The following is a 17,560-nucleotide window of genomic DNA, read 5'->3' on the forward strand; positions in this document are numbered from 1 at the left end:
GCCGGAAATTTAATATTTTGGTATGAAGTTAAAGGTGCGTAGACGCATAGCGGCTTGTTGTTAGATATCGCTTCTCTATTCGATACAACAGCTACAAAATCTTTTGTCATTTAGCTTCTAGAGCTTGAGTAAGCTATGAACCTGTATTAAAAATTTTATGTCCTAACCATCCCAAAAGCAAGCCTAGACTAGAAGTGCTAGCTAAAATTAGAAAAGTATGAAATTTGCTAAAAGATTTTTGTAATTTATCTCCAGGCCCAGTCCAAGCCAAAGCCATAGCCACAACTATAGCCACAGCCCAAGCCAGAACTTGAGCCATAGTCACAGCCCCAGTCACAGCCCCAGTCACAGCCCTATTCATAGCCCAACCCCAAGCCAAAGCCCAAACCCCAGTCCCAATCCAAGCCACAGCCCAAGCCCAAGCCCCAGCCACAGCCACAGCCACAGCCCCAGCCCAAAATATGGACGAAGCGTTAGACGTGGCTAATGAGTAGCCTATCAATAGGTAGCTTAACAATACACCAATCAACCAGCCCCAAGGAATAACTCTAGGTGATTTAGTATCTGGTTTATCTAAAATTGGCTCTAAGTTTAGCTTGGCTTTGGAACGAACAACTTCTTTTCTATGAACTGACTCAACAGGTGGTGGAGGCGTTGCTTTTGGTGCTTCTAACATTGCCAACCATGCCTGCATTGACTGAGGGCGGTCTTCTACCTCCAGCGCCATTCCTTTGAGAATTGCTTGATTTAATCGATCACTAATGCCTGAAATAATTTCTCTAGGTGGAATTAAAGAAGCATTATCAAGCTTGCGAGCCAAAGAAGCTATGGGGCGTTGACCTGTCACCGCATAATAGAGTGTAGCAGCCAGGCAGTAAATATCAACAGTTGGCTTCCGACTGGCATCGACCCGCCGCTCATACAGCTGCTCATAGGGTGCAAACCTCTCATTACCAGCAATACCCCTTGAACTCACGGTTGTAGGCACAAGTTCTTTGGCGATTCCAAAGTCAATTAAAACCGCTTTGCCATTTCTCCGCACCATAATGTTTCCAGGGTGGGCATCTCGGTGTACTAAACCTGCTTGATGCACTACGCTCAAAGCTTCCCCAATCTGACGGATACAGGGTACAATCTCTGCTTCTGGTAACGGCCCTCTGCGTCTTACTGCCTGAAACAAATTTTCTCCTGGTACAAAGTTCATTACCAGGCAGTGAGTGCTACCTTCCTGAAACAAATCAATCACTCCCACAATATGAGGATGGGGATCTTGAGATAAGCGTGCGAGTATCCGCCCTTCTTGGATAAATCTCTCTATGTACTTTTCATATTCTGGATCGTGGCTGAGGTATTCATTAGGTGTTTTAATTACAACTGTCTGCTTTAGTTCGACATGCAAAGCCTTATAAGTAATCCCAAATCCCCCTTGTCCCAGGACTTGCTCAATTACATATTTGCCACTGTGCAATTGTTGTCCTGCTATCCAGAGCATGAATACCTCTAAGTAAAAAATTACTTTAATGCCAACATATTGATGAAAGTTTACCTAATCCTACAGTGTTTTGCTAGATGACGGACTGGGAGACAGTGACGGTGGGTTTGTAGGCGGAGATGGTTTGAAAATAACAATCAAAGCAGCAATGCCTGAGAGTAAGGTTCCAATAGCTGCGATCGCAGCTATAACATGTGTCCAATTGATTTTTTTCTCCTGATTTAAGTTGGTGTTAGGAACTACAGCAGATTCAGGCTGGCGAACTTCCCCAGTTAACCCCAATAAATCAAGCCATTCCCGCATCGATTGAGGGCGCTGTTTGGGATCTAACTTCATACCTGTTAAAATTGCGCGGTTTGTGCGATCGCTAACCTGATTATTCCAATGTTTCGGTTCCACTAAACGAGCGTTGTCAATCTTACGTTTCAGCGCACTGACGGGTGTTTTTCCAGTTAAAAGTACATATAAAGTAGCTGCCAGAGAATAAATATCGCTATAGGCCCCACTTGGTATACTTTGAGCGTAAAGCTCAGGTGGTGTAAATCCCTCAGAAGTTTCCTTAGTTCGGTTTGTGGTTAAAATATGGTTAAAATCCAGAGCTAAACCAAAATCGATTAGCACCGCTTCAGGTTGTCCTTCTCGTACCCGCAAAAAAATGTTTCCTGGATGTACATCTCGATGAATTAACCGATTCCCATGCACAACTATTAGAGCTTCACCAATTTGTTGAATGTAGCGTAGTGCCTCTGGTTCAGAAAGTTTTTGTTGGCGACGATCAGCTAAACTTACCCCATCTACATACTCCATTACCAGACACCAATGTTCTCCTTCCTTAAAAGGTTCGGCAACTTCAACAATATGCTTGTGTTTACACCGACTAAGTTTTATCGCCTCCTGCCAAAACATCGTCTCTAGTCGTCCGCGTTCTGACTGACTTAGGGACGTTAGCAAGTCATCATTTAAGGTTTTAATGACAAAGCGATCGCCATTCTGCTTTTTGACCAAATAAGTAATGCCAAAGCGTCCTCTTCCCAATTCTCTTTCAATGGTGTATTTTCCACCTTGCAAGCGATCGCCAGCTACCCAAGCCATCTTTGCAACTCCCAAAATGCTTAGATTAATTTTCACACAACAAAGCCTTAATAACTTAGCCTAGCTTGGAAGAACTGGTGCGATCGCTTTTCTCTCTCCTTTGGCAAGCTAAACTAATAAACAACCCTTATCCAGTGCAAAGGTAATCTTATGACCTCTGCAACCAATCCAACCACCGACGAACTCACTCCTTTCCCTGACCATACGCAGCTACCAGAGTCTGATGGTACTTTCGTGAAAAACTTTCAAGAACATCCTCAAAGCATTCTCATAACAGACTCAATTAAACCAATATTGCAAAAACGTCATTCTGATGGGCAATACTGTATTGGTCAAGATAGCGGTATCTACTGGCGCATGACTGACCCCCCAGAAAAAGGAGCAGAAGCACCAGACTGGTTTTATGTACCGAATGTACCACCCTTGCTTGATGGGCAAACACGGAGGTCTTATGTACTGTGGCGAGAATTTATTGCCCCATTGATTGTATTGGAATTTGCTTCTGGAGATGGCAGTGAGGAGAGAGACAAAACTCCTTGGAAGGGGAAATTTTGGATTTACGAGCAAGTCATTCGTCCTCCCTTCTACGGCATTTATGAAGTGAATAAAGCCAGCGTGGAAGTTTATGAATTAATTGGCGGACAATATCAGTTATTACTAGCAAATGAACGCGGACATTATCCCATACCTCCTTTAGAGGTTGAGTTAGGTCTATGGCAAGGACAATATCAGAATATGGAATTACCTTGGCTACGCTGGTGGGATTCGCAAGGTAATTTGTTGTTGACTGGTGAGGAAAGAGCCGATCGCTTAACTGCTCAATTGCGATCGCTCGGCATTGAGCCAGAAGCATAATATTGATCAAAAATCAACTATTTATTCACATCCAGCAACCGCGAAGTTTGTAACCGACTCATCCACTTCTCTAAATAAACTTGATTACCTTTTTGCTCATTTGGATCTTTAGTATCTAAAGGATAAGGCATCAGTCCCAAAATCGTTGCTGTCGTCACGCAAAACATCGATTTTTGGAAACTCATGCAAATTTGAACTCGCAAATCATCTTCACCCCGAAGACTGCAACGATAAATTTCGTGCAAATATTCTGGAAGATAATGACGCATATCTTGCATCAACAAGGTAGGAGGAATACCCGCGCCACCAATGGGTAAAGGATCGGCATACAATGCACCATATTGAAATCGAGTTTGATCTGGGGGAATTTGATATCCTTGGGCGTTGTATGAAACAGTACCGTGGAAAGGAGTTCCTCGGAAGAATACTGCTTCTACATAAGGTATTGCTGTATCTGCTAAGAAAGTCAAACCAACGCTTTTAGGAATTATTTCATAGACCTTACCTCGAATTTTGACAGCGTAGGTAATTGGGTTTGATGCATTTGCCACTAATCCTGCTTTAATATGGTCTACAACTTGGGGAATCGATTTGATTTCGCCTTGGTCATAGCGGTCTGATAAGTTGAGGAACATATCAGCCATGACTCGCCAGAATTGACCTAAACCGGTGTAGTAAGCAGAGACACGCAACTGTTCTGTTAAGAAATCTGGAAACAGTTGGTTAATAGCCAGAATAAAGGGATTGTTTTGAAATTTTGCGGCGATAACAGCTTGCGCTCTTTCTTGAAATTCTTGTGTATCTAAATACGTATCTAGTCCGCCGCCACCATGCCACATCATGCCTTTCATGCAGTATTCGGCATATTCAAAATTAATTCGGTCATGCCACCAGTGACGGAGTAGTTTTTGAAAAGAAACCTCTCCATTAAAGTATTTAAAAAATGGGAAAAATACTAAAAATTGCTGCTCGGCAATATAGTTAAGATTTTTTGAATAGGCATCTAAAACTATCCCATAGCTTTTAAGAATCCCAACAACTTCCAGCACATTCTCTGGGGTATCGGGGAGTAATGCATCTCCTTTTTGTAGACGTTCAATATACTCAGCTAAGGGATTGTGAGTAGCTTTCTTTTTAATAGTTACCATTGCCATCTCTCCAAAAAGTTTAGGGATTAGTCATTAGTCATTAGTCATTGGTCATTAGGCATGGTTATTCTCCTTGTCCCCTTGTCCCCAATCCCTAGTCCCCAGTCCCCATTCCTTTATCCAAGGACACTGCTACTACATTTTGGGTATTTACCATTGCTGTAATTGTTGGTTCAGTCCAGCGCACTAACCAACTAGGTTGAATGCCGAAAATCACAATCAGCGCAGCTAAAATTGCAGGTGGGATGCGATCGCTCCAATACACACGCGGTAAGTTGGTAACTGATGCAGATAGGCGTCCAAAAAAGGCGCGGTTGACAAGAATTAAGAAGTAAACTGCTGTTAAACCAGTACCAAGCATACATAACAGAGTTTGCACTGGAAAAACTGGAAAACTTCCCCGATAAACTACGAATTCGGAAATAAACCCTAGCATTCCCGGTATACCAGCGCTGGCCATAACTCCGACAATCATCAAGCTACCGATTACTGGCATACCTCGTTCTGGGTTCAGCAATCCTTGAATAATTGCTAAATCACGGCTTCCGGCTTTTTTATACACAACCCCTACCAACAAAAACAGCATTGCAGAAATCAAGCCGTGGCTAATCATTTGCATTACAGCACCCAATACACTTAAAGGTGTGGCCGCGGCCGCAGCTAAAAGCACGTAACCCATGTGTCCAATGGAGCTGTATGCTACCATTTTTTTCATATCGGTTTGGGCAATCGCACAGGATGAACCATACAGCACACTTACGACTGCCCAAGTCGCCAACCAAGGAGCTAGATAACTCCAAGCTTCTGGTAACAAGTTCATACCAAATCGCAGTAAGCCGTAAGTTCCCAACTTCAATAGCACCCCAGCCAATAGCACAGAAATCGGTGTGGAAGCTTCAACGTGAGCATCTGGCAACCAAGTATGAAAGGGAACTAAGGGAATTTTAATCCCAAAACCTACCAAAATTCCCGCTAGCAGTAATAGCTGTGTTGCTAGAGGTAAAGTTGTCGCATTTAAGGTTGCTAGTGCAAAGTTAGAGGAACCACTCAGCCAAACCATGCCGAGGAAACTTGCTAAGATCAGGATTCCCGAAACGGCTGTATAAATGAGAAATTTAGTCGCTGCATAACCCCGCTTCGCGCCACCCCAAATGGCTATCAGCAAATACAGCGGAATTAGTTCTAATTCGTAAAACAGGAAAAATAACAGTAAATCCTGTGCTAGAAAGGCTCCTGTCACCCCAGCGCTTAATAATAGTATCAAAGAGTAATAAAATTTAGGACGCTGTAGGGATTCATCGCTGCTGTAAATGGCAATACAAGTTAACAATCCATTTAAAACCAGCAATGGCAAAGATAAACCATCTATCCCAAGGTTATAGTTCAACCCTAAAGCATCTACCCAGGGGAGAGACTCAGCAAACTGTTGAGTAATTTCTCCGGGATGGAACTGAGTTACTAATAGGATTGTCCACAAAAAAGCAATACTGGCAAAGACCAAAGCCACCCTACGGGCAAATTTCCCACTGATGCCAGAGGGCGAGAAACCAATTAAAGCTGCGCCGATTAACGGCACTAGAATTAAAACACTAAGCATAGACTTCGGGTAGGGGGGATGAGGGAGAATAACAGACGCGATTTATCGCGTCTCTACGTTTTGTACAGACGCGATTTATCGCGTCTCCTCTAAAAAGGCAATTTATCTAGTAAACCCAATGACCAACTGATGAAAAAGCCCAGGACGCTGACAACTGCGAGGATGGTCAACATATAGCCCTGAGATTGTCCAGAAATGCTGTACTTTAAAGTTTGTCCGCCAAAAATGGTCGCAAACCCAACCAAGTTTACTAAACCGTCAACCAAGTAGCGATCGCTCCAAGCAGAAATTTTAGATAGCAGTGCTACTACACTTACCACGGTTACAAGATAAACTCGGTCAATATAAAAATCATAACCTAACAGGTCTTGCAGAAATCTCCACGCCAAGATTCTGGATCTTGACCAAGCTTTGTGCAGATAAACTGTACACCCTAAACCTACCCCCGCTACGGTAGAACCAAACAACCCTAACGCCACATACCAATTAATACTTTCCCAATCTGGTAGTAAGTACCATTGCTGTAACATTAGAGGTAGAAGCAGAGTCAGTACTGTCAGAAACACCATTGGTAAAGCCATCTGCCAACCAACTTCTGGGGTGCGACGGGTCTTTTGTTGCGGTTTACCCCAGAAGACTAATCTAAATACTCTCGTCAAATTCAATGCTGTCAAACCATTGACTAATAGCAAAACCCCAATTACCCAAGGGCTAATACTCACGAAACCGTCAGCCCATGCTAGCATCGCCCAGAAACTTCCTAGTGGTAGCAGTGTCACCATCCCGGCTGAACCAACAACATAGGCTGTGGTGGTGGCTGGCATCCGCGACCATAAGCCGCCCATTTCTGTTAAGTCTTGGCTTTGGGTAGTCAAGATGACTGAACCAGAACTCATAAATAATAATGCTTTAGCGATCGCATGAGCTAACAGCAACATTAAGGCCACACCCCCTTGCTGTAACCCCACTGCTAAAAACACTAACCCCATGTATGCACTGGTAGAATGAGAGAGCGATCGCTTAATGTCAATTTGAGCTATGGAGACTAATGTCGCCCCAATCGCTGTCACCGTACCCATGACTACCAAGGCATTCAAGGCAACTGGCGACAGGGCTAACAATGGTTGAAATCTATACAGTAAATAAGCACCACCAGCTACTACCAGCGAGTTCCGCATTACCGAGGCGGGGTTGGGCCCTTCCATTGCCTCATCTAACCACAGGTGCAGTGGAAATTGGGCACATTTACCAGCAGGCCCAGCGATTAACGCCAACCCCAGCAATGTCGATGTTATTGGACTTAAATTAGCCGTTTGCGCCCACTCATATAAATCCGAAAAGTTCAAACTCCCAGCTAAGGTAGAAAGTGTCACTACAGCCATCAGCAGCAACAAGTCTCCTACCCGTTTAGTCCAAAACGCATCCCGCGCCGCCGTCACTACTAGTGGTTGAGCATACCAGAACCCCACCAGCAAGTAAGTCGAAAGCGTCAGGACTTCCAAAAGGGCATAGCTGAGAAACAAAGAATCACTGATTGCTAGACCAGTCAGCGCCGCTTCAAAAAATCCTAGCAGCGCAAAAAAACGCGCTAACGACCAGTCTTTTTCCATGTAACCCAGAGCGTAAACTTGTGCCAGTAGGCTTAACCCTGTAATTAAAACTGTTGCCCCAATGCTGACTGGCGACAGTTCCAAGGCAAAAGATAAGTCTAAATCTGCTGCTTTGAACCAATTTATTAGTAAGTTTTCTGGTTCTCTATCCCAGATATTTTTAAATACAAACAGGCTATGGACAAAAGCTAAAACGGTCGTCAACAAGTTTAAGTATGCCGCAGGTCTTGGCCCTGTTCGCTGAATTATTCCTATTCCCCACGGCAATGCCAAAATTGCGCCTAATAAGCTATACAAAGGCACAAACCAACTTGTTGAAAATAGAAATTGATCCATTTAAATTTCCCTTGATGACTCAGCCTTGATTTTAAAAAAATTCAAAACAATTTTTTATTTAATAAAATTAATTTATCAAAATATCGATGTTTTTTTACTATTATTTTAACTAAACTTTTAGAAGTACTTTTACTTAACTTTACCCTATTAAATGATAACTAAAATATAACTTTACATAAGCAAAAGCATTTACTTGCCTTAACATCACCGACCTTTTTACATTTGTATTTCTACTTTGACCAAAGTAATTTATACGATATATTTGAAAAACTTATATATGTTTTACCTAGTCCTTGTACACTTAGCAATATTTGAGAAAAGATAGATACAGCAAAACATACAGCCGCTGCTTACCCCTTGTCAGCTAGGATTAGCCTTGGTTACGAATGTCGTTTTGTAAATGTGATAAAGAAATTATAAAGCATAAGTGGCTGCTCAAGGAATCAGTAAACTTTAATTGCTCAGAAGCCTAGATAAATTTATGTTAAGTTTTTTAAAACTTTCTTATCATAAACTATTATAGTAATTTATATTGCCAGGAACGCCAAGCTTTCCTATGCTTAATTTGGAAGTGTTTTCTTAGCTATAAGATCAGGCTCTCCCCGTCAAAAAATTCAAACGACAGTACAGATTGCATTAATTTTGTAGGAGTTCTGCGATGCCAATTGCAGTTGGAATGATTGAAACGAAGGGCTTTCCAGCAGTGGTGGAAGCTGCTGATGCGATGGTTAAAGCCGCCCGTGTCACCTTAGTAGGGTATGAAAAAATTGGTAGCGCTCGCGTCACCGTGATAGTTAGGGGAGATGTATCGGAAGTGCAAGCTTCTGTAGCAGCTGGAGTGGAAGCGGCGAAAAGAGTCTTTGGTGGTGAAGTGTTATCCACTCACATCATTGCTCGCCCTCACGAAAACCTGGAATACGTCTTGCCGATACGTTACACAGAAGCGGTGGAACAATTCCGTACTTAAAAGCTGTTTAAACAAAGTAATTAACGCTCTTTGCCTGATTGAGCATCACTTTTGTCCAAAACTAAAAACTTTGAAATAGGGATTAAAACTAATGTCAATTGCAGTGGGAATGGTTGAAACGCTAGGCTTTCCAGCAGTAGTGGAAGCTGCTGATGCAATGGTAAAAGCTGCCCGCGTCACTTTAGTAGGTTATGAAAAAATCGGTAGTGGTCGGGTGACGGTAATTGTTCGGGGTGACGTTTCGGAAGTGCAAGCTTCTGTGGCCGCAGGAGTTGAATCTGTAAAGCGAGTCAATGGTGGACAAGTGTTGTCTACTCATATCATTGCTCGTCCTCACGAAAACTTGGAATACGTCCTCCCAATTCGTTATACCGAAGACGTAGAGCAGTTCCGGGAAAATGTAAATGCAATTCGTCCTTTTGGTAGAAGACCGTAATTTGTAATGCAAGTTGCCAAAGTTCGCGGCACAGTAGTTAGCACCCAAAAAGATCCAAGTCTTAGAGGTGTAAAACTACTGTTGTTACAATTAGTGGATGAAGACGGAAACACCCTGCCACAATATGAGGTAGCAGCAGATAGTGTAGGAGCAGGAGTAGATGAGTGGGTACTTGTCAGTCGTGGCAGTGTTGCTCGTCAAGTGCTTGGAAATGAACAACGTCCATTAGATGCAGTAGTAGTGGCGATCATAGATACCATTCACGTTGAAGATCGCCTAATTTACAGCAAAAAAGATCAATATCGATAGTCATTAGTCATTGGTCATTAGTCATAAGTCATTAGCTCTCGACAACTGACAAAGGACAAATGACAAATGACAACTGACGACAATACAGGAGGAATCTCGCGATGGCAGTCCGCAGCACGGCGGCACCCCCAACCCCGTGGTCAAGGAATTTAGCTGAACCCAAAGTCCATGAAACTGCCTTTGTACATTCATTCTCCAATTTAATTGGGGATGTGCGAATAGGTGCAAATGTAATCGTTGCTCCGGGGACTACGATTAGAGCGGACGAAGGCACACCTTTTTATCTTGGTGAAAACACCAATATTCAAGATGGTGTTGTCATTCATGGGTTGGAGCAAGGCCGAGTAATTGGCGATGACCAAAATAAATACTCAGTATGGATTGGTAAAAACGCTTGCATTACCCACATGGCTCTAATTCACGGGCCAGCTTATGTAGGTGATAATTCCTTCATTGGCTTTCGCTCTACGGTGTTTAATGCCAGGGTGGGTGCAGGTTGCATCGTGATGATGCACGCTTTGATTCAAGACGTAGAGATTCCCTCTGGTAAGTATGTACCTTCGGGAGCGATAATTACCAGCCAGCATCAAGCTGACCGTTTGCCAGATGTGCAAGATCAAGATAAAGAATTTGCTCATCATGTGGTTGGAATTAATCAGGCATTACGAGCTGGTTATCTCTGTGCTGCGGATACTAAATGTATAGCACCCATTCGGGATGAGAACGCTAAATCTTATACAGGTAATGGTATTACTGTTTTAGAGTTGGAAAGGAGTAGTGAAGTGTCGAGCAATAGCTTGGGTGAAGAAACAATAGATCAGTTGCGGTATCTATTGGAGCAAGGGTATAAAATTGGTACGGAACATGTAGACCAAAGACGTTTCCGCACAGGTTCTTGGACTAGTTGCCAACCAATCGAAACAAGATCGCTCGATGAAGCGATCGCAGCATTAGAAAGCTGTTTAACAAACCATAGCGGCGAGTATGTCCGACTGTTTGGCATTGACAAAGGTAGACGGCGTGTGCTAGAAGCCATCATCCAACGTCCTGATGATGATGCAAAACCAGCTACCAGCTTTAAAGCTCCGGCTAGTCGTGGTAATAGCAGTTACAGCCAGGAAAGCTACAGCAATGGTAATGGTAATGGTAACGGTTCTAGCAGTGGCAAAGTTAGTGGCGAAACTCTAGAGCAAATCCGCCAACTCTTGGCAGGTGGTTACAAAATTGGCATGGAACACGTAGATGAGCGGCGTTTCCGCACTGGTTCCTGGACTAGTTGCAAGCCAATTGAAGCAACTTCTACAAATCAAGTCATCTCCGCTTTGGAAGAATGTATAGCAAGCCATCAAGGCGAGTATGTACGTTTAATCGGTATTGACACCAAAGCCAAACGGCGGGTGTTAGAAAGCATTATCCAACGTCCAAATGGTCAAGTAGCTTCCTCTGGTAGTCAGAAATCATTTACTACTAGTGCAGCACCCTTTGCTACAGGAACAGCTAGCAGTAACCGCTTGAGTTCTGAAGTCGTAGACCAACTCCGGCACTTATTGGCTGGCGGGTCTAAAATTAGCCTTGAACACGTGGATGAGCGCCGCTTCCGTACAGGTTCCTGGACTAGTACCGGTCAAATTCAAGCCTCCTCAGAAAGAGAAGCGATCGCAGCTATAGAAGGACACCTCGGCGAATACGAAGGGGAATATGTACGCTTAATTGGTATTGACCCCAAAGCCAAACGGCGGGTATTAGAGACTATTATCCAACGTCCAAATGGTCAAGTCGCTTCTTCTGGCAGTCAGAAATCATTTACTACTAGTGCATCCTCTACTACTGCTACAGCAACAGCTACCAGTACCCGCTTGAGTTCTGAAGTAGTAGACCAACTCCGGCAATTATTGGCTAGCGGGTCTAAAATTAGCATTGAACACGTGGATGAGCGCCGCTTCCGTACAGGTTCCTGGACTAGTACTGGTCAGATTCAAGCCTCCTCAGAAAGAGAAGCGATCGCAGCCGTAGAAAGACAACTCGGCGAATACCAAGGGGAATATGTGCGCTTAATTGGTGTTGACCCCAAAGCCAAGCGTCGCGTATTAGAAACGATTATTCAACGACCTTAAGGAGTTAGGAGTTAGGAGTTGGGAGTTAGGAGTTAGGAGTTAAAAAAGATTGTTAATTCATAACTCCAAACTTAAAATTTATAACTCCCCACTTTTAACTAACTCCTCACTCCTCACTTTTAACTCCTAACTCTCTATTTTCCGGCTTCCGAGGTTAAAATTTCCATGTCTGTGCCGCTACTGCGCCTCAGCAATAACTTTGATACTTACATTAGTGGTGAGGTGACTATTCATCCAAGCGCGGTACTTGCACCTGGGGTGATCCTCCAAGCGGCTGTAAACAGCAAGATCGTCATTGGGCCAGGGGTCTGTATTGGTATGGGAGCAATTCTCCAAGTCCATGAAGGCACTCTAGAGGTAGAAGCAGGTGCCAACCTGGGAGCAGGTTTTTTGATGGTTGGCAAAGGCAAAATTGGCGCAAATGCTTGTATTGGTTCAGCGACTACAGTTTTCAACTATTCGGTTGAACCTGGACAAGTAGTACCGCCTGGTTCAATTTTAGGAGACACCAGTCGGCAGATTGCCGCTACAAAGCAGTCAGAACCATCTACAAATAACCCAACTTCTACTACAAATGCACCATCACTGAAGGAAGAGGAAAATGGTTTAGGTGGAGTTAAAGAAAAGGAAATTTCCTCAACTAATTTCTCAGCTTCGGCTTTTGTAGATTTCAAACAAAACAAGTCGATTTCTTATTTTAAATCTCCCGCGACTCCAGAAAGTCAGCCTCCTCCTGTGGAGGAACCAACGAATTATGCTGACTCAACGGCAAAAGCCGCCCAACCGCCTACAGAACAGAACTCAGACCCCAGTCAGCCAGCCGCCGAATCCCCTAACGGTTTTGGGACTCAAATTTATGGACAAGGGAGTATAAACAGACTGTTGACAACACTGTTTCCTCATAGACAATCCTTGAACGACCCAAACTCTGACGATTAGTTCGAGTAAGTGTTAATTGTAAGTTGTCGGCTTTTTCCGTATTTTGGAGAATTCATCATGGAAACATATAATCAACGGTCTATTCGCACTATCCAAGGAGCGAGTAATCAAGAAACTTTTCAGGATACTGCTTTGGGTTTAGTTTCTACCCGCAGCTTTCCAGCGATCGTTGGGACGGCGGATATGATGCTGAAATCGGCGGGAGTTCATCTGGTAGGGTATGAAAAAATAGGTAGCGGTCATTGTACTGCGATCATCCGGGGTGGAATTGCTGATGTGCGTCTGGCGGTAGAATCAGGTGTGCAAACGGCTGAACAGTTTGGTCAGTTGGTTTCTAGTTTGGTGATTCCCCGACCTTATCCCAACCTAGATATAGTGCTTCCGATCACAACTCGTTTCACTAAATTAATGCAAGAGGGCAATTCCAGCCGTCTGAGTAATCAAGCAATTGGTTTGGTAGAAACGCGAGGATTTCCCGCAATGGTAGGAGCGTGTGATGCCATGCTCAAAGCTGCTGATGTTCATTTAGCAGCTTATGAAAAAATTGGTGGGGGTTTATGTACAGCAATTATTCGTGGTTCTGTAGCAAATGTGGCGGTAGCAGTGGAAGCCGGAATGTTTGAAGCAGAACGCATTGGGGAATTGAATGCAGTGATGGTAATTCCCCGACCGCTGGACGAAATGGAGTTAACCTTGCCATTAGCAAGCTGCTGGATAGAAGAACGCGAACCGTTAAACTTGCCAGTGAATATTAAAGAACAAGTTGCGGAAATCGAGGTATTAAGACTACCAGACTTAACCAAGCTACCTACAAAAGTTCAAGAAGAATTATGGAATGATGAATGATGATAGATGAATTTTGAAAAATCATCTATCATCATTCATCGGGATATAGAAGGCATCTTACGCTTTAGCTATTCTGAATAATAGCTTCTTCAATCCATAAATAAAATACCTTTATTTAAATCTAAACAATAGAGTTTTATCTATGATAAAACTCGTAACTTTCTGTGAGCATCACTATATCATTTGCCAGTGTTCAGCAATACTAGTTTTATATCTATTAATCGCTATATATAGGAGAATCAACCTTGAACCAAGCGACGCTGCACCAGTTAAAGGTGTTCGAGGCGGCGGCACGGCACAGTAGCTTTACTCGTGCTGCTGAGGAATTGTTTCTCACCCAACCTACCGTTTCTATGCAGATCAAGCAACTAACAAAATCGGTAGGTTTGCCATTATTTGAGCAAGTGGGGAAGCGATTGTATCTGACGGAGGCAGGACGGGAATTATTTGCTACTTGTCGGCAGATTTTTCACAATATAGCCCAGTATGAAATGAAGGTAGCAGATTTAAAAGGGCTAAAACAAGGACAATTACGTTTGGCAGTGATTACAACAGCAAAATATTTTATCCCACGTTTGTTAGGGCCGTTTTGCGAACTTTATCCAGGGATTGATATCTCGTTGCAAGTCACGAATCACGAACAAATTTTGGAACGGATGAGTCAGAATCTAGATGACTTATATATTATGAGTCAAATTCCAGACAATATAGATGTGACTTGTGAACCATTTCTAGAAAATCCTTTGATAGTCTTTGCACCAACTAATCATCCTTTATCCAAAGAAAAAAATATTCCTATACAACGCCTGTCTAACCAACCTTTTATTATGCGGGAACCAGGTTCAGGAACTCGTCGCGCCGTCCAAAAGCTATTTGAAGAAGAAGGGGTGACGGTAAAAGTCAAGCTAGAATTGGGAAGTAATGAAGCAATTAAACAAGCGATCGCAGGTGGCTTAGGAATTTCTATTTTATCCCGTCATACCTTACTATCAGACGCTTCAGAGTTCAGCATTTTAGATGTACAACACTTCCCCATTCAGCGGCATTGGTACATGGTTTACCCATCTGGCAAGCAGCTATCTATCGTCGCTCGTGCCTATTATGAGTATCTACTAGCTGCGGCAAAGAATTTTGTCGAGCAAAACTCCGATACTGCTTCTAGTGCGCTTGAACCAATTCACGGTTAAGGTAATTCGTAATTAAGAATTCCCTAAAGGGGTTGACGGTTAGACCGGGAAGCATTGACAATTAACCAGCAGAATCATTAAAAATGGGGGAAAACTGGCAGTGGTTAACCCGGAAATACCGTCTTGGCGCAAAACAGTACAAAGCGAGATTGTAGCTGTTACCGTGTATGTTGACAGAGCATTGGTTACACGGCGGGGTGTAGTTGATTTAACAGGAATTGAACAAGAATTAGTAATTACCCCAGTGCCAATGACTCTAGAAACTGAGTCTGTTCGGGTTAGTGGGACAGGTACAGTAGGGGTGCGCTTGGTGGGAGTTAGTAGCGATCGCATCTACACTACTGAACCTCTAGCGGAGCGAGTAGCACATTTGACAAGGCAAATTCAGCAATTAGAAGCAGAAAAACGCCATTTACAAGCCCAGGTGGATGCTTTGGCATTGCAATCTAGTTTTATCGCCGGCTTACGTGAAAAAACAGAAGAACCCTTTGCACAGAGTTTGTCTCGGAAAAATCTTAGCCTCAGCGAAACTTTGGATTTTTTAAATTTTCTCGGAAGCCAGTATAGTGAGTATGCGATCGCATCTGGAGAGTGCAAAACCCAACAGCAGGAATTAGACAAACAACTGCAAGCACTCCACACCTCGTTGCAAATAATCCAAACACCCCATCCCAAAGAGAGTTTTAGCTTAGTTGTAGCCGTTGAAGTTGCAGGTGAAGGTGAATTTGAATTAGAGGTGTCTTACATAGTAAATCGCGCTAGCTGGAATCCGCTTTATGACTTGCGCTTTAGCACTACTAGCGATATTGTACATCTGAGTTACCTTGCAGAAATCATTCAAAGCACTGGTGAAGATTGGATTGGTGCAAATCTCACCCTTTCTACCGCTAAACCGGGATTAGGTACACTTCCACCCAAACTTGAACCTTGGTATATTGATAGTTCACTTTCCCGAAGAGTGCGACAACGACGATCTCGATTTGCTGCCCAGGCACCACTGCTGCCTAGCATACCAGAACTGCCTGCTGCTGCTGCCAGAACGGATTGGCAAGAAGAAGAAGTTGCAGAGGATAGTTTTATCGCAGCAGAAACCGTTACAGCAGATGTATCCAAAGAAGGGAGTGTAGTTACCTTTAAACTGAATGGTGGTGGTAACATTCCTAGTGATGGCGCACCCCATAAAACTACGATTTTCAACGATGATTATCCTTGTAGCTTCGATTATGTGGCAATGCCGCGCTTGGTAAGTTTTGCTTATTTGCAAGCGAATGTGAAAAATAGTCCCAACGGTGCGACTTTGTTACCAGGTAAAGCGAATATTTTCCGCGATAATGTTTTCATTGGGACAACTCAGTTAGAAAATATTGCACCAGGGCAAGAATTCAAACTGAACTTAGGAATTGATGAAGGTTTAAAAATTGAGCGCGACTTAGTTGAGCGTCTAGTAGATAAAAGATTAATTAGCAGCCAGCGTCGGATTACTTATAGTTATCGGTTGATAATCACTAACTTACTAGAGAAAGAAGTAAATCTGAAACTAACTGAACAATTGCCAGTTAGCCGCAACGAGCAAATTAAAGTACGTCTCAGTCGCAGCAACCCACAAATTCAACTTGGTGAAATGGGGATTTTAGAATGGCAGTTAATTCTTCCACCCCAAGAGCGACGAGAGATATATTACCAGTTTAATGTTGAACATCCACCAGACTTAATGGTAGTTGGGTTAGATATTTAGGGCTTGCTGAAAAATAAGTTTTCCAATATTAGTAGAGTGTGTTATACCAATTCTGTATGAAGATGCGCTAAACCATAAGTACAAGAAAGAAAAACGAACCGCAAAGGACGCAAAGGACACAGAGAAAAAAGTTAAAAAAGTTTGGCGCAGGCTCACAAAGAAATGGTATTACTTCGTTCTATATCAAAAAACTACTCTGGGGGCGTCCTGGTAGATCGAGATCGTCATTCCAATGCGATCGCCCTTTTTCCTCTGTCTAGAGTGGTAAAAGAGGGCTATAGACAAGCTGCTTTCATCGTCTGGAACCGCTTCGCCAGAATCTGCGATCGCTGATAAGTCACCTTTATATCTACCATCAGTCTTTCTTTGTCAAGTCTTATTAACGATTTGTAACAAAAATGTTATATTTAGTTACATAAGTAAACAAAGAAAAAAAACCATGTATACCACCACTAACGAAGACGGCATTCTCAACAACTACGCAGCAGAACCCAAGATGTACTACGCTGAGTACCCAGCAATTTGGGAACAACGTAAATACCTTTCACAGGGTCTTTTTGCAACTTTAATCGTCACCGCTTTAGTTTTGGTTGGTTTTAGCGTTAGCTAAGATTTTTTGATTTCGGTATCGCTGTATCTCATCGTTAATCTCACTTCTCGACTTTACCTCGGCTAATTTAGTCGGGGCTTTTTGTGTTTTAGAGGCTTACTACGTTAAAAAACTATTGTGGTGGTTGGTAAATCAAGATAGCGAGTCAAGCATTCACTACTTGCGGTGTCATCAGTTGCGATCGAGCTAATCAGGTTTGAGTCGATGGGGGATATTATTCCCCGCACCTCTCAGTTAAATCTGGGCGTGCGACTTTCACCGCACCCAGCTTCCGATGTTCTTAGCTT

The 17,560-nt window shown here is 43.1% G+C and carries 15 protein-coding genes and 2 pseudogenes; 12 read left to right on the forward strand and 5 right to left on the reverse strand.

Annotation, left to right across the window (positions count from 1 at the left end):
• Window positions 1–133: 133 nt before the first annotated feature.
• On the reverse strand, window positions 134–1,492 hold the full coding sequence (locus tag V7K41_RS26995) for a serine/threonine protein kinase (protein ID WP_334853171.1): 1,359 nt from the start codon (window positions 1,490–1,492) through the stop codon (window positions 134–136).
• A gap of 60 nt (window positions 1,493–1,552) precedes the next feature.
• On the reverse strand, window positions 1,553–2,584 hold the full coding sequence (locus V7K41_RS27000; protein WP_334853222.1) for a serine/threonine protein kinase: 1,032 nt from the start codon (window positions 2,582–2,584) through the stop codon (window positions 1,553–1,555).
• A gap of 150 nt (window positions 2,585–2,734) precedes the next feature.
• On the opposite strand from V7K41_RS27000, the gene V7K41_RS27005 reads away from it, so the two are divergent.
• Complete coding sequence (locus tag V7K41_RS27005) at window positions 2,735–3,439, forward strand: Uma2 family endonuclease (RefSeq protein ID WP_334853173.1); 705 nt, start codon at window positions 2,735–2,737, stop codon at window positions 3,437–3,439.
• Between the two features lie 17 nt (window positions 3,440–3,456).
• On the opposite strand, the gene V7K41_RS27010 is transcribed toward V7K41_RS27005, so the two are convergent.
• The 3 genes from V7K41_RS27010 to V7K41_RS27020 form a co-directional block, all read right to left on the reverse strand.
• Window positions 3,457–4,587 carry a CO2 hydration protein gene (locus V7K41_RS27010; RefSeq protein WP_334853174.1) on the reverse strand — a complete coding sequence of 377 codons (1,131 nt, stop codon included), beginning with the start codon at window positions 4,585–4,587 and terminating at the stop codon, window positions 3,457–3,459.
• A 94-nt stretch (window positions 4,588–4,681) separates the two neighbouring features.
• Window positions 4,682–6,184, reverse strand: a complete 1,503-nt coding sequence (locus V7K41_RS27015) for an NADH-quinone oxidoreductase subunit M (protein WP_334853176.1) — start codon at window positions 6,182–6,184, stop codon at window positions 4,682–4,684.
• Between the two features lie 89 nt (window positions 6,185–6,273).
• On the reverse strand, window positions 6,274–8,130 hold the full coding sequence (locus tag V7K41_RS27020; protein WP_334853178.1) for an NAD(P)H-quinone oxidoreductase subunit F: 1,857 nt from the start codon (window positions 8,128–8,130) through the stop codon (window positions 6,274–6,276).
• A gap of 658 nt (window positions 8,131–8,788) precedes the next feature.
• Here V7K41_RS27020 and V7K41_RS27025 point away from each other — a divergent pair.
• The 11 genes and pseudogenes from V7K41_RS27025 to psb34 all read left to right on the forward strand — a co-directional run bounded on the left by V7K41_RS27025 (window position 8,789) and on the right by psb34 (window position 17,273).
• A complete protein-coding gene (locus V7K41_RS27025; protein WP_012410633.1) occupies window positions 8,789–9,097 on the forward strand; it encodes a carbon dioxide-concentrating mechanism protein CcmK in 309 nt (102 codons plus the stop codon).
• A gap of 91 nt (window positions 9,098–9,188) precedes the next feature.
• Entirely contained in the window at window positions 9,189–9,533 is a 345-nt protein-coding gene (locus tag V7K41_RS27030) for a carbon dioxide-concentrating mechanism protein CcmK (RefSeq protein WP_010995041.1), read from the forward strand.
• Window positions 9,534–9,539: 6 nt separating this feature from the next.
• The gene (locus V7K41_RS27035; protein ID WP_334853180.1) at window positions 9,540–9,842 is read left to right on the forward strand and encodes a EutN/CcmL family microcompartment protein; all 303 of its coding nucleotides are present in this window, start codon (window positions 9,540–9,542) and stop codon (window positions 9,840–9,842) included.
• Between the two features lie 101 nt (window positions 9,843–9,943).
• Window positions 9,944–11,608, forward strand: a pseudogene (locus tag V7K41_RS27040) (ribulose bisphosphate carboxylase small subunit); the annotation flags it as partial.
• A gap of 102 nt (window positions 11,609–11,710) precedes the next feature.
• Window positions 11,711–11,956: pseudogene (locus V7K41_RS33025) on the forward strand (ribulose bisphosphate carboxylase small subunit); the annotation flags it as partial.
• Window positions 11,957–12,121: 165 nt separating this feature from the next.
• Entirely contained in the window at window positions 12,122–12,895 is a 774-nt protein-coding gene (locus V7K41_RS27045; RefSeq protein ID WP_334853185.1) for a transferase, read from the forward strand.
• Window positions 12,896–12,952: 57 nt separating this feature from the next.
• Window positions 12,953–13,741: a BMC domain-containing protein gene (locus V7K41_RS27050; RefSeq protein ID WP_334853186.1), complete on the forward strand. Its 789-nt coding sequence runs from the start codon at window positions 12,953–12,955 to the stop codon at window positions 13,739–13,741.
• Between the two features lie 245 nt (window positions 13,742–13,986).
• Window positions 13,987–14,928: a LysR family transcriptional regulator gene (locus tag V7K41_RS27055; protein WP_334853188.1), complete on the forward strand. Its 942-nt coding sequence runs from the start codon at window positions 13,987–13,989 to the stop codon at window positions 14,926–14,928.
• 100 nt (window positions 14,929–15,028) lie between these two features.
• Complete coding sequence (locus tag V7K41_RS27060; RefSeq protein WP_334853190.1) at window positions 15,029–16,663, forward strand: mucoidy inhibitor MuiA family protein; 1,635 nt, start codon at window positions 15,029–15,031, stop codon at window positions 16,661–16,663.
• Window positions 16,664–16,804: 141 nt separating this feature from the next.
• Entirely contained in the window at window positions 16,805–16,996 is a 192-nt protein-coding gene (locus V7K41_RS27065; protein WP_334853192.1) for a hypothetical protein, read from the forward strand.
• Between the two features lie 106 nt (window positions 16,997–17,102).
• Window positions 17,103–17,273, forward strand: a complete 171-nt coding sequence (gene psb34 / locus V7K41_RS27070) for a photosystem II assembly protein Psb34 (protein WP_334853193.1) — start codon at window positions 17,103–17,105, stop codon at window positions 17,271–17,273.
• The last annotated feature ends 287 nt before the right edge of the window (window positions 17,274–17,560 follow it).

Source organism: Nostoc sp. (assembly GCF_036917415.1).
Classification (GTDB): Bacteria; Cyanobacteriota; Cyanobacteriia; order Cyanobacteriales; family Nostocaceae; genus Nostoc.